Raw genomic sequence first — 12,479 nt, 5'->3', positions numbered from 1 at the left:
ATTCAATTTCAGGTAGAGCAGGATGAGTGATTTTCCCGGTGAACGCCGTCAGTTTTCCCGCGCCAAGATCGATCTCCCGGTAGAGGTTCAACAAGGCGGGAGCGTTTGGCATCAGAGACTCATAGATATTTCTGTCGCTGGCATCTCCACCGATCAACCGGATGTGTGGGACGCTCAGTACAACGAACCCTTCACGCTGATTATTGATGCCGGACGCTATGGCATTCTTGAACTGCATGCCTATCTCCAGCATGTTGAAGCCGGCCGACTCGGGTTTGCGGTACAGCACGTCGATAGCAAAAATGTCGATCCCCTGAGAGCCCTGCTGTCTGAGCACGTTTCAGACCCACTAGCGCTGGAAGCGGACATCGACAAGCTGGATAAAACCTGATGGCGGAGGGCTCCCCTCCTTCTCAAAGCAGCGGTATCTTCCGTGACCCGCTTTTTCACTTTGCCGTCATAGGCCTGGCATTTTTTGTGGGCTTTGTGTTCATAAACGACACCCAAACCTCCCGCGATCAGATTACGGTGAGTGTTGCACAACAAGAACAGCTGGTTGCCGCTTATACCCGTGTCTGGAGGCGCCCACCCACCGGCGAGGAGCTCAAAGGCTTACTTGACGACTGGGTACGCGAGGAAATCGCTAATCGGGAAGCCATCGCTATGGGTCTGGCGTCCAATGATCTGGTAGTACGTCGACGGTTGCGCCAAAAGTACGAATCATTTATGGATCAGATCGCTGCATCAGTGGAGCCGGCGGAGAACGAACTTCAAATCTGGTACTCGGCGAACGCCGACGCTTACCGACAAGACGCTCGCTACACACTGCGTCAGCGCTTTTTTAGCAGCGATCGCCGGGAAGATGCCAAAACCGATGCCGAAACAGCCCTGCTTACATTGGACATTCAAAACCCTGAACTTCGTGATGAACTGGGGGACGCGCTGGCTTTAGCCCAGCGCTTCGAAAACGAGCGTGCAAGCGAAATAGGCAATCGTTTTGGACCTGCCTTTGTTGACGGTATTGAGAACCTCCCTGAGGGGCGCTGGTCCGGGCCGATTCCCTCCGCCTACGGCTATCATCTGGTTTACATAGAGAGTGCGACAAACTCACTGCAACCGGCGCTTCAGGACGTCAAGGATTCCGTGCTTCGGGATTGGCGTGCACAGCAGATCGACGCGGCCAGAGACGCGCTCTATGCAAGCTTGCTACAGCGTTACGACGTTAAAATCCAAGCTGTCCCGGCGGACAGTTAAATTCCTACAAGTCCAGCGCGAGCGCCTCAGCAAGGGTAGCCACAGCGTGAACCTGCATACCTGGTGGAGAGGTCTTTGGCGCATTGCCCCGCGGCACTATGGCACGGACAAAACCGTGTTTGGCCGCCTCTGCTAGACGCTCCTGCCCCGAAGGCACGGGACGAATCTCCCCTGCCAGGCCCACCTCGCCAAACACCACCAGATCCCGGGGTAAAGGACGATCTCGAAAGCTCGAGACAATGGCCAGCAGCAACGCCAGATCGACACTGGTCTCGAGTATGCGTACACCACCAACCACATTGGCAAACACATCCTGATCGCCGACCTGCAAGCCTCCATGGCGGTGTAAAATTGCCAACAACATGGCAAGTCGATTCTGCTCCAAACCGACCGCCAGACGACGCGGATTGCCCAAAGGGCTGTCGTCCACCAGAGCCTGAATTTCGACCAAGAGGGGCCGGGTGCCCTCCCAGACCACCATCACCACACTCCCGGAGGATTGTTTTTCGCCACGCTCAAGAAAGATTGCCGAGGGGTTTCGTACTTCCCGAAGCCCCTGCTCGGTCATGGCAAAAATACCCAGCTCATTCACCGCCCCAAAGCGATTCTTCTGTCCGCGCAGTGTGCGAAAACGCTGATCATCAGAGCTCTCAAGAAGCACCGAGCAATCAATCATGTGTTCCAGCACTTTGGGGCCTGCAAGACTGCCATCTTTGGTGACATGACCAACCAGCAACAGGACGATGCCCCGCTGCTTGGCGGCGCGAGTCAATGTGGCTGCACAATCTCGCACCTGAGAAACACTGCCCGGCGCGGAGCTAAGCTCTTCGCTGTAGACCACCTGAATGGAATCCACCACCAACAATTTGGGCTGATGAGCATCTAAAGCAGCAAGTATGGCCTCAATATTGGTCTCTGCCATAAGTTTTAGCTGATCCAGAGGCAGAGACAATCGCTGTGCCCGCATGGCTATCTGCTGAGGGCTCTCCTCACCCGTCACATACAAAGCCGACATTTGACTCGCTAACTGGCAGCAGGCCTGCAATAGCAACGTGCTTTTTCCGGCGCCCGGGTTGCCCCCCAGGAGAATGGCCGACCCCGGCACCAAACCCCCTCCAAGCACCCGATCAAATTCTGCCATACCGGTAGGGATACGCTGCACTTGTGAGACATCAATCTCGCTGAGCACCCGAGCTGGGGCCAGTTCCCCTGCAAAGCCCTGACTGCGGCCCGCCGGAGATCGTCCAGAGCCTTTGGCGCCACTTAAGCGAATCTCACTAAGCGTATTCCAGGCCCCGCAGTCACTGCACTGCCCCTGCCACTTGTGATAGTCCGAACCACAATCGCTGCACACGAAGGCCGTTTTTGCCTTTGCCATTTACATTTCCACCTTAAATCTCAGCCGCGATGCTACAACTAATGTCGCAAGCTGGGTATGCTGTGCGGCCGCTGTCGTTAATCAGAACCGTGCATGGCCCCAAAACCCCTCATTCCCGACTCGCAATTGCTGTTCTCCGCCGAGCTGGCGACGGCCGTGGGCTTAGCCGAGGCGGTTTTGCTGCAACAGATCAAAGGGCTGTACCTGCATCAACCCAGCACGCGCAGAGAGGGTCTTGCCTGGTTGCACATCAGTCGCGCCTACCTGCTGCAGCTACTGCCATTTTGGAGCGCTGCAGAACTCCAGACTGTGTGTGATTCACTGGAGTCATTGGGGTTGATCGTCATTGATCGCAAAATCGCGGCGCAAGACAGTCTTCTGCTGGCCATCAACGAAACCCCGATCGAAGAGACTACGACCACCGTACAGGCTCCGACGATGGTATCCCCAAGTGTCGCTGCGATCGCCAAAGCCATTCCAGATCAAGCAAGCACAGCGAAGGTTCCGGCGGCGGTCCCAAAGCCTCCTGCACCGAGACCCGGAAAACGTGAGGGACAACCTCTACCGCCAGATTTTCAGCCCAGCGAAGACATGCTGGAGCTGTTGGAGCGCTTTCATGGTGTTCCCCGAGGATTTGCCCTGCAGCAGATAGAGGACTTCACCCTATACTGGAGGGAGCGAGGCAGTGCTGGGCATGCCTGGCAGAATCGATTCAAACAGCATGTACAATTCCAATGGGCCAGACAGCAACAAGAAGCAACGGGAGTCGACCATGCAGGACAGCGGGGAACTGGCACAACGCGTCGAACGCGAGATAGCAGCCTCGAGAGCGACCTCACCGATACCTCCTGGGCAGAGTGACTCGCGAGGCAAACCGGACCCGGCGCTGGTTGAGGCAATCAATCAGGTCTTTGCGCTTTTTCGACTTAACTACCACAACCAGTATTACGCAGCATTCAGCGACGCCGAACAGCTTCGTCAAATTAAGAAGCTGTGGCTGGACTCGCTCAAAGACGTTCCACCAGCACAGATTCTCCAAGGCGCAAAACTCGCCATAGAAAACAGCGAGTACCTACCAACGCTTAACCGTATGCACAAATGCTGTGAAGAGAGCCTCCCGGCTCTGGGACTACCGGCCGCCCGCGCTGCCTACCTTGAAGCCTGCAATGCCGGATCTCCCCCCGAACTCAAGCATTGGTCACATCCCGCCGTTTACTGGGCGGGGCGAGACTGTGGCTGGCAGCAACTCGCCACCGCACCGGAGCCACAGAGCTGGCCCTTGTTTAACCGTCACTATCAGTCGCGCTGCGCGACGCTGCTCATGGGCGACGAGATTCCACCGATACCTGAACCTCCCAAAAATCGCCTGATATCGAAAGCTCTGGAGGGTGATGCGGCTCTGGAGCAGATTCAACGATTGAAGGCCGACAATGATCTTTAAGGATCTTTTTATGCTTCCAGATTGCACAATACTCAAGCTCAAGCATTTATTACCCGCCATAGGCCTAACCTGCCTCGCAACCATGGCCGTACCCGCGAGCTTTGCTGAATCAAACGCTAAGGCAGAGGATCCCAAGACCCCGTGGAACTGGTCCGAAGAAACCGTTTTTAATGCCGTAAACCAGGTGCGCGCGGGCAGAGACCTGAATCCCGAGAGTTGGCCTGGAAACGCGCGGGTCGCGGTTCTGCTGTCCTATGATGTTGACAACGAGACGGTCATGGGACTTCGCACTGGCGACGTCAGTATTGGCCCCCTATCCCAGGGTCAATACGGCCACCGGGTTGCACTACCGCGGATCGTGAAGCTGATGAATGACGAGCAGGTTCCATCAACGTTCTTCTTCCCCGCCTGGAGCCTGAAAATTGCTCCCCAGCAAGCGCCATTGATTAATGAGTCAGGCCTGCATGAGATCGCCGTGCATGGTTGGATCCATGAGCTGAACACCAGCCTGGATGCCGCCACGGAAGAGCGGCTACTGATACAAGCCCGCGATGAAATCGAAGCCATTAGCGGAAAGCGGCCCGTCGGTTATCGAGCCCCCTCCTGGAACCACAGCCCCAATACCTTGCGCATCGTGCGCAAGATGGGCTTTTTATACGAAAGCTCACTCATGCATGACGACCGACCCTATGAGCTTGTGCAGGATGGCGAGGCCACCGGCCTTGTAGAGCTGCCGGTTGAGTGGATTCTCGACGACGCGCCAATGTTTAACCCCCGCGGCAATCGCTACATGAATCCTCGGGACATCATGCAGGTGTGGATCGATGAGTTTGATAAGGCCTGGGAGGAAGGCACCATGTTCCTGCTCACCCTGCACCCCCATGTGAGTGGCCATCGGTCACGGATCGTGGCTCTTGAGGGACTTATCGAGCATATGAAAGCCAAAGGCCAAGTTTGGTTCGCCACCCACGAAGAAGCCGCACGTTATGTTCGCGCGCAAGCCGGAATGGACCAATAGCCAAGACCTTGTTAGGTAGCCGGCGTATCGCCTAGTAGCGGTCCGCCGAGGAATGAGCGAGGTTTTCGAAGCGCGTGTACTCGCCAAAGAAGGCGAGTCGGCAGGTACCAATCGGCCCGTTACGTTGCTTGCCGATAATGATTTCGGCAACGCCTTTATCCGCGGAATCCGGGTTGTACACCTCGTCTCGGTAGATAAACATAATCACGTCAGCGTCCTGCTCGATGGCGCCCGATTCTCTGAGGTCTGAGTTCACCGGACGCTTATTGGGACGTTGCTCCAACGCGCGGTTGAGCTGCGACAAGGCCACCACCGGACAGCGGAATTCCTTGGCGATCGCCTTCAGACTTCGAGAGATTTCGGAAATCTCCGCCGTACGACCTTCAGAGGCACCCGCGACCTGCATCAACTGCATGTAATCGATCATGATCATGGCGATATTGCCGTGTTCACGTTTTACCCGACGGGCGCGGCTGCGCACTTCGGTGGGCGTCAGCGCAGGTGTGTCATCAATCAACAAGCCGGTGTTCTTAAGTTTGCCCACGGCATTGGAAAGGCTCTCCCAACCCGCCTGATCCAGGCGCCCGGTACGCACTAACGTTTGATCAATATGCCCGATAGAAGACAGCAGACGCATCATCAGCGCCTCTGCCGGCATTTCCATGGAAAACACAAGCACTGGCCCGGGCTGATGCAAAACTGCGTTTTCCACAAGGTTCATAGCAAACGCCGTCTTACCCATGGAGGGTCGACCAGCTACGATCACCAAATCTGACTTTTGCAGTCCCGAGGTCATTTTATCGAGATCAACGTAGCCGGTGGTCAGGCCCGTGATATCTCCACCGCTGTTGCACAGCTCTTCGATGCGCTGGACGGTTTCGGTAAGAAGTGTGCCGACGTCCTGTGGTCCGCCAGCTTTCGGACCCTGCTCACCAATCTGCATGATGAGGCGTTCGGCCTCATCAATGAGCTCTGCAGAACTGCGCCCCTGGGGCGTAAAACCACTGTCAGCTATCTCCTGGGCGGCCTCAATCAGGCGCCTGAGCGCTGAACGCTCTCGAACGACCTGGGCATAGGCCCGGATGTTAGAAGCACTGGGAGTGTTCTCTGCAAGTTCTGACAGGTAGGCGTGACCACCGGCGGCATCGAGCTCACCGCTGAGCTGCAATTGATCAGCGAGAGTAACAACGTCAACAGGCTCACCGGCCTCAGCAAGGTGGCGGATCTGGCGAAAAATCAGTCGGTGATCGGGCCGGTAAAAGTCCTCGGGACTCACCATCTCGGCCACGCTGTCCCAGGCATCCTGGGAAATCATCAGTCCGCCTAAAACAGATTGCTCTGCCTCTACTGACTGGGGCTGGAGTTTAATCCGTGCGACATCACCGTCGAAGGGACGGTTGGACTGGGAGCGTTGTGGACTAGCGTCTGCCATCAGCGGACCTTGCGGGCGCGGGGCTGTCCAGAGTAGCCCAAATTACTAAGAGGAAAAAGCAAACGCGGCCGAAAAGCCGCGTCTTTACGTCACACTCGCGTGCTACTCGGGAACAACAGCGATGGTAACGTCTGTCATTACGTCCGGGTGCACCTGAATTGCAACGCTGTACTCGCCCACTTCACGCAGGGCGCCCTCAGGAAGTCGAACCTCAGACTTGTCGACTTCACAACCAGCCGCAGTCACAACTTCAGCAATATCGCGAGTACCGATAGATCCGAAGAGTTTCCCTTCTTCACCAGCGTTGGCTTCGATAGTAATCACGTCCAGCGCTGCCAGAGCCTCTGCACGGCCCTGTGCCGCTGTAAGCGCCTCAGCAGCGGCACGCTCGAGCTCTGCACGACGTGCTTCAAACTCGGCTACGTTCGCCTCGGTAGCAGGCACGGCCTTCCCCTGAGGGATCAGGTAGTTCCGGCCGTAACCCGCCTTAACAGTGACTTTGTCACCCAGGCCGCCGAGATTGCCGATGTTTTCCAGCAGAATAATGTCCATGGTTTGGTCCTCTATGTCAGTGCCCTGGGGCGCTGCTATCTCACTAGTACGAATTAGTCTTTTGTATCGTCCTGATGATCGTCATCAGAAACGTCCTGTTCTTCCTTTGTGTCGCTGCCCTCACCCAAAGTGGAAGACTCCGCGTCTTGCCAGCGATCACGAAAATTCATCACCGTATCTGCCAGCACAAGCCCCACCAGACCCAGTTTGGCTGCATCAAACACCAGCCATGCGACATAAATGCCGCTCATCCAAAAGCTGCCCTGACGTCGATGCCGCGCCCGTGCGTGCAGCAACGCAAAGCCTGCGATGGTCAGCGGCAAGAGCATCGCCGCGCCCCAGCTACGAAAAGCCAAACCCGCCGCAGCAAACGCGACCGCTGCCATGACCAAGGCCCAAACCAGCGTTTTCGGTAACTGCAGTGCTCTAAATTCACTGCCAAAGCCGCCCGGGTTGTACAGGGCCGCCTGCCAGTAGCGAGCGAGCGCCAAACACAAAAAGCTCAGGGCGCCGTTTGCTGTTCCCATCATGCCCGCCAACTGCGCCGTCGTTGGAGGAGCAAGCCCTAAAGGCTGCCCTCCTGCTTCCAGAGTTTGCGTCTCTAAAGCCGCAAAAAACTGCGCAAACAAACCCGCAAGCTCCACAAGCAAAGGCTGGCCAAACACCAACAGCCCCAAGCCGGTAACGACTGCAACGCCAGTACTGGCAACGGCAGTCAACGCAAGACTGACCGACGCGCGGAGCACCAGCGCAAGTACCGCAGTACCCAGCAACATCGCCAGAGCACTGCTGTCGCCTGACACCTTCGTTACTAAAAGCGCTGGAAGCGACGCCCAAAGTACTAACCACAAGCCTTCTCGGCTTCCCTTGCGCAGAACCACCAACGCCACTACCGAGGCGCCTATCCACGCAAATAACAAACTTCCGGAACTTGCGACCGCAAGCAAGAGCGCGCGATAGCGCCCACTCATTGCAAATTTGGCAAGTCCCAGCATGCCGTTTAGTTATGGGACATCGAGAAGTTCATCCTCGACGTCCCCAACAATTAACGGTGGCCGTCGGTGTAAGGCAGCAGAGCGAGGAAACGTGCGCGCTTTACAGCAGTAGAAAGCTGGCGCTGGTACTTCGCTTTGGTGCCCGTAATACGGCTTGGAACAATCTTGCCGGTCTCGGAGATGTAAGCCTTCAGCGTATCGAGATCTTTGTAATCGATCTCTTTAACGCCCTCGGCGGTGAAACGACAAAACTTACGACGACGAAAAAAACGTGCCATCTGATATTACTCCTTGTGTGTCCGCGCCTTAGGCTTCGGCTTCGGCTTCTGCAGCCGGTGCCTCTTCGGTGGTATCGGATGCATCGTCGCTATCGCGACGTGGCTTCTCGCTACCCTGACGGTCCTCATAGCGGGACTTGCGCTCACGGCTCTCTTTCTCCGCCTTCATGATGGGCGACTCTTCGAGATCTGGCGCATCGCGACGAATTACGAGGTTGCGGATAACCGCATCGTTGTAACGGAAAGTTGTAGTCAGCTCGTCCATCGCTTCGTTAGAAGCCTCGACATTCAAGAGAATGTAGTGAGCCTTGTGAACCTTGGAAATAGGGAATGCCAGCTGACGGCGGCCCCAGTCTTCCATACGGTGAACAGAACCACCGTCTTTGGTAATGATATTGCTGTAGCGTTCAATCATGCCAGGGACCTGCTCAGACTGGTCCGGATGCACCAAGAACACGATTTCGTAGTGTCGCATCAACGAGCTCCTTACGGGTTTTAGCCACCGGCTTAACGTTGTTATCAGGCCGTATGACAAGGAGAAACGGCCAAGTTTGACCGTCCAAATTTTGAGGCGCGGAGTCTACAGGCCCCCAGCGCCCTCTGCAAGCAGTCTTTGACGGCGTATTTCAAACAGACAAACGCCCGTCGCTACGGACACATTCAGACTGCTCACACTGCCTGCCATGGGCAGGCTGAGCAGAAAGTCACAGCGCTCCCGGGTAAGACGCCGCATACCCGCGCCCTCGGCGCCCATTACCAGCGCCACGGCACCTTTTAGCTCGGTAGAATATATGCTCTGGCCGGCTTCCCCGGCCGTGCCGTAGATCCAGACTCCGGCGGCCTTTAGAGCGTCAAGGCTGCGCGCAAGATTGGTAACACGCACCAGCGGCATGGTCTCTGTTGCGCCACAAGCAACCTTACGCACCACTGCGGTGATATCTGCCGCGTTGTCTTTGGGCACAACAACGGCTGTCACCCCCGCGGCATCGGCACTACGCAAACAGGCCCCGAGATTATGGGGATCAGTCACACCATCAAGCACCAGAATCAGCGCCCGGGGGTTATCCGTCACCGCCAGAACAAGTTGCTCTTCACTCCAGCGCAAATCAGACTGCCCCGCGGTATTCTCACCAAGCTCAGCGACGACACCCTGGTGTCGACCGGACACCAGCTCATCGAGTTTGACGCGTGGTAAGCGGCTTATCGGTGTATCTGCGGTCGCGGCCAAAGCAAGAAGGGCCTGCATACGACCGTCATCCCGCCCCTTTTGTACCCAAAGACGACTGACCGACTTGGGCTGCCTGCGCAGCAACTCCTCCACGGCGTGGAGTCCAAAGGCATAGTTCAAAGCCATTATCAGGAACCCTTAGGAGACCGTTTTGCGCCACCTTTGGGCCCACCCTGTCCGGTCTTTGCCGCTTTCGCATTTGCGGGACGCTTGCGAGCGCCGGTGGCACTGCGATTGCGACCGCCAGATTTCGCCTTGGATTTTGCCTTGGGTCCGGATCTGCCTTTCTCTTTTGAGTCACCACCGTGGGGAGCTTTTCCTGCGCTCTTCGCCGGCTGCTTCCCCGAGCCACCACCAGAACCTTTGCGTTTGCGGTGCTCCGGCAGAGTAACCGGTTCAAGGTCGATTTTTCGTTCATCCAGATTAACCGAGGCGACGAGCACCTTGATCGCAGCTCCAAGCTGAAAGCTGCGTCCCGTTCGCTCACCGACCAAACGCTGCTGCGCGGGATCGAAGCGGTAGTAGTCCCCTGGCAGCGAGGTCACATGTACCAGCCCCTCGATATAAAGATCGTTTAGCTCAACAAACAGACCAAAACTGGTCACTGCACTAACTACGCCCTCAAATTCAGTACCGACGTGCTCACGCAGGTATTCGCATTTGAGCCAGGAGTTGACCTCTCTTGTGGCCTCATCTGCCCGGCGCTCGGTAAGAGAACAACGGGCCCCAAATGCCGCCATGGCCGCATCGTCATAGGGATAAATTTGCGCCTTGGTAAGATCGGAAGCACCGCGTACACGCTGAACCAGCTTGCTGCGCTCCCGGGATCGAATGACACTGCGAATCGCGCGGTGAATTAACAGATCCGGATATCGCCGAATCGGTGACGTAAAGTGCGCATAGCCAGGATAATTGAGTCCAAAGTGGCCCAGATTTTCGGCTTGGTACACCGCCTGGCTCAAGGATCTCAGCAGCATCATCTGAACGATATGCGCATCATCTCGGGTGCTGATCTGTTCTATCAGTAGCTGGTAGTCCTCGGGCGTAGGTTTGAGACCACCTCGTAAACCCAGTCCCAGCTCACCCAGAAACGCCCGCAGATTCTCGAGCTTTTGCTCCCCCGGGCCCTCGTGCACGCGATAGAGCACCGGCAATTCATGGCGCTCAAAAAATTTCGCCGCAGCGACGTTAGCGCAGAGCATGCACTCTTCGATAAGTTTATGTGCATCGTTACGCTGCACGGGCACAATCGCATCGATTTTACGCTCAGCGTTAAAAATGATGCGCGTTTCAACGGTCTCAAAATCAATGGCGCCACGTTCTTCCCGCGCCTGTCTGAGCACCTTGTAAAGTGCATGCAATTGCTCGAGATGCGGAACCAGTTTGCGTGATATAGCATCACTGGCCCCTGTTTCTAGAACCTCCGCCACTTGGGTATAAGTCAGGCGGGCATGGGAGTGAATGACTGCTTCGCAGAAACGAAACTGCTTAAGCTCACCCGCGCCGCTAATCTCCATCTCCACAGCCAGAGCCAAGCGATCGACTTCTGGTTTTAAGGAGCACAGACCATTCGACAGCACTTCCGGCAGCATGGGGACAACTCTTTCTGGAAAATACACGGAGTTGCCACGCTCAATGGCCTCCTTATCCAGTGCGCTACCCACAGCCACGTAATGAGAAACATCAGCGATGGCAACCCACAAACGCCAGCCGCCCAAACGGCGCTTCTCACAGTAAACCGCATCATCAAAGTCCCGAGCGTCCTCTCCGTCAATGGTCACGAAGGGCTTTTTGCGCAGGTCTATCCGGTACTTTTTATCGTCTTCTTCCGGCTCCTCACTCAGCGCACCTGCTTCATCCAGCACGGCGTCGGGCCACTCAAATGGGATGCCATGGGAGCGGATAGATATGTCTATTTCCAATCCCGGGTCCAGATGTTCACCCAGAACCTCTGTGATGCGCCCCTTTGCACCCAGGCGATTCTCCGGATAGTGGGTAATCTCGGCGGTAACAATCTGGCCGTGTTTAGCCTCGCCCTTAAACTTGGGCGGAATCAACACCTCTTGATTGATCCGCGCGTTATCGGGGAGCACGACGCCAATGCCACTCTCCTCCTGATAGCGCCCAACGACCATTGTGACGCCGCGCTCCAGAACCTCGACGACCTTGCCCTCTGAACGTCCACGGCTATCTGTACCGGTGACAGCGACAAGCACTGTATCGCCGTCAAACAGGCGACGCATTTCCCGCGCGCTCAGATACAGGTCGTCTTCGCCTGTCTCGGGCTGTGCAAAGCCGTAGCCGTCGCGGTGCCCCTGCACGCGGCAACGCAATAGATTCAGTGCCTCGACCAATCCATAGGCGCCCTTGCGATCCACATGCAACTGCCCGTCACGCTGCATGGCACGCAGACGCCGGCGCAGAGCCTCAAGATCGCGATCCTCCACCAACTTTAGAGATTTCGCGATTCGATCCTGATTCAAAGGGCCGTCAGCCTCACGCAGCAGATCCATTATGGCCTCGCGGGAGGCTATGGGGTGGTCATACCGTTCAGCCTCTCGGCTGGCGTGGGGATCGGTGGGGGTTTTCCGCGGCTTGCGCTGCTTTGACATAGGTATTCCGGTTTAGTGCGAATTAGAAAGGTCGCAGGAGAGCCTAGTATACGGGATCATTGACAAAACCGGGGTCGATACGTAATCTTCGCGCCCTCAATGTGCGCCGTCTCATTGATGCCCAGGTGGTGAAATTGGTAGACACGCTAGCTTCAGGTGCTAGTGCTCGCAAGGGCGTGGAGGTTCAAGTCCTCTTCTGGGCACCACTTTTTATTCCGATAGCCGAATATTTTATTCTGACTGCCGAATATTTCCGCAGGATCGATGCGCCACCATATGCGTGATGTGCAC

13 protein-coding genes and 1 tRNA gene are annotated in these 12,479 nt (G+C 56.4%); 6 read left to right on the top strand and 8 right to left on the bottom strand.

Annotated elements, in window-relative coordinates; all coding sequences use genetic code 11:
- Window positions 1-22: 22 nt before the first annotated feature.
- Both R0135_RS15480 and R0135_RS15475 read left to right on the top strand, forming a co-directional pair.
- Window positions 23-391: a PilZ domain-containing protein gene (locus tag R0135_RS15480; RefSeq protein WP_407347815.1), complete on the top strand. Its 369-nt coding sequence runs from the start codon at window positions 23-25 to the stop codon at window positions 389-391.
- Window positions 391-1,254 carry a peptidyl-prolyl cis-trans isomerase gene (locus tag R0135_RS15475; RefSeq protein ID WP_407347814.1) on the top strand — a complete coding sequence of 288 codons (864 nt, stop codon included), beginning with the start codon at window positions 391-393 and terminating at the stop codon, window positions 1,252-1,254. The genes R0135_RS15480 and R0135_RS15475 overlap by 1 nt, the downstream gene beginning before the upstream one ends.
- Before the next feature lie 4 nt (window positions 1,255-1,258).
- Here the strand turns inward: R0135_RS15475 and radA are convergent, their stop codons facing one another.
- Window positions 1,259-2,632 carry a DNA repair protein RadA gene (gene radA, locus R0135_RS15470; protein WP_407347813.1) on the bottom strand — a complete coding sequence of 458 codons (1,374 nt, stop codon included), beginning with the start codon at window positions 2,630-2,632 and terminating at the stop codon, window positions 1,259-1,261.
- Between the two features lie 93 nt (window positions 2,633-2,725).
- On the opposite strand from radA, the gene R0135_RS15465 reads away from it, so the two are divergent.
- Genes R0135_RS15465 through R0135_RS15455 form a run of 3 tightly spaced genes read left to right on the top strand, consistent with a single transcriptional unit; the run spans window position 2,726 to window position 5,091 of the window.
- On the top strand, window positions 2,726-3,493 hold the full coding sequence (locus tag R0135_RS15465; RefSeq protein ID WP_407347812.1) for a DnaT-like ssDNA-binding domain-containing protein: 768 nt from the start codon (window positions 2,726-2,728) through the stop codon (window positions 3,491-3,493).
- Window positions 3,405-4,073, top strand: a complete 669-nt coding sequence (locus R0135_RS15460) for a replication protein P (RefSeq protein ID WP_407347811.1) — start codon at window positions 3,405-3,407, stop codon at window positions 4,071-4,073. The genes R0135_RS15465 and R0135_RS15460 overlap by 89 nt, the downstream gene beginning before the upstream one ends.
- 10 nt (window positions 4,074-4,083) lie before the next feature.
- Window positions 4,084-5,091: a polysaccharide deacetylase family protein gene (locus R0135_RS15455; RefSeq protein ID WP_407347810.1), complete on the top strand. Its 1,008-nt coding sequence runs from the start codon at window positions 4,084-4,086 to the stop codon at window positions 5,089-5,091.
- Between the two features lie 31 nt (window positions 5,092-5,122).
- Here R0135_RS15455 and dnaB read toward each other — a convergent pair whose 3' ends face one another.
- From dnaB to rnr, 7 genes are all read right to left on the bottom strand, one after another.
- Window positions 5,123-6,523: a replicative DNA helicase gene (dnaB, locus tag R0135_RS15450; protein ID WP_407347809.1), complete on the bottom strand. Its 1,401-nt coding sequence runs from the start codon at window positions 6,521-6,523 to the stop codon at window positions 5,123-5,125.
- A 102-nt stretch (window positions 6,524-6,625) separates the two neighbouring features.
- Complete coding sequence (rplI, locus tag R0135_RS15445; protein WP_407347808.1) at window positions 6,626-7,075, bottom strand: 50S ribosomal protein L9; 450 nt, start codon at window positions 7,073-7,075, stop codon at window positions 6,626-6,628.
- A 53-nt stretch (window positions 7,076-7,128) separates the two neighbouring features.
- Window positions 7,129-8,046 carry a hypothetical protein gene (locus tag R0135_RS15440; protein ID WP_407347807.1) on the bottom strand — a complete coding sequence of 306 codons (918 nt, stop codon included), beginning with the start codon at window positions 8,044-8,046 and terminating at the stop codon, window positions 7,129-7,131.
- 74 nt (window positions 8,047-8,120) lie between these two features.
- Window positions 8,121-8,348 (bottom strand): 30S ribosomal protein S18, encoded by a 228-nt coding sequence (gene rpsR / locus R0135_RS15435; protein WP_008292688.1) that lies wholly within the window; start codon window positions 8,346-8,348, stop codon window positions 8,121-8,123.
- A 28-nt stretch (window positions 8,349-8,376) separates the two neighbouring features.
- A complete protein-coding gene (gene rpsF / locus R0135_RS15430; RefSeq protein WP_407347806.1) occupies window positions 8,377-8,823 on the bottom strand; it encodes a 30S ribosomal protein S6 in 447 nt (148 codons plus the stop codon).
- Between the two features lie 105 nt (window positions 8,824-8,928).
- Window positions 8,929-9,702, bottom strand: a complete 774-nt coding sequence (gene rlmB / locus R0135_RS15425; RefSeq protein WP_407347805.1) for a 23S rRNA (guanosine(2251)-2'-O)-methyltransferase RlmB — start codon at window positions 9,700-9,702, stop codon at window positions 8,929-8,931.
- Between the two features lie 2 nt (window positions 9,703-9,704).
- On the bottom strand, window positions 9,705-12,188 hold the full coding sequence (gene rnr, locus R0135_RS15420) for a ribonuclease R (RefSeq protein ID WP_407347804.1): 2,484 nt from the start codon (window positions 12,186-12,188) through the stop codon (window positions 9,705-9,707).
- Window positions 12,189-12,307: 119 nt separating this feature from the next.
- On the opposite strand from rnr, the gene R0135_RS15415 reads away from it, so the two are divergent.
- A tRNA-Leu gene (locus tag R0135_RS15415) sits at window positions 12,308-12,394 on the top strand.
- Window positions 12,395-12,479 lie beyond the last annotated feature (85 nt).

The sequence above is a fragment of the Congregibacter variabilis genome (assembly GCF_045689235.1).
Lineage (GTDB): Bacteria > Pseudomonadota > Gammaproteobacteria > Pseudomonadales > Halieaceae > Congregibacter > Congregibacter variabilis.
Note: the sequence above shows the minus strand (reverse complement) of the source record. Positions and strands in the feature narration are given on the sequence as shown.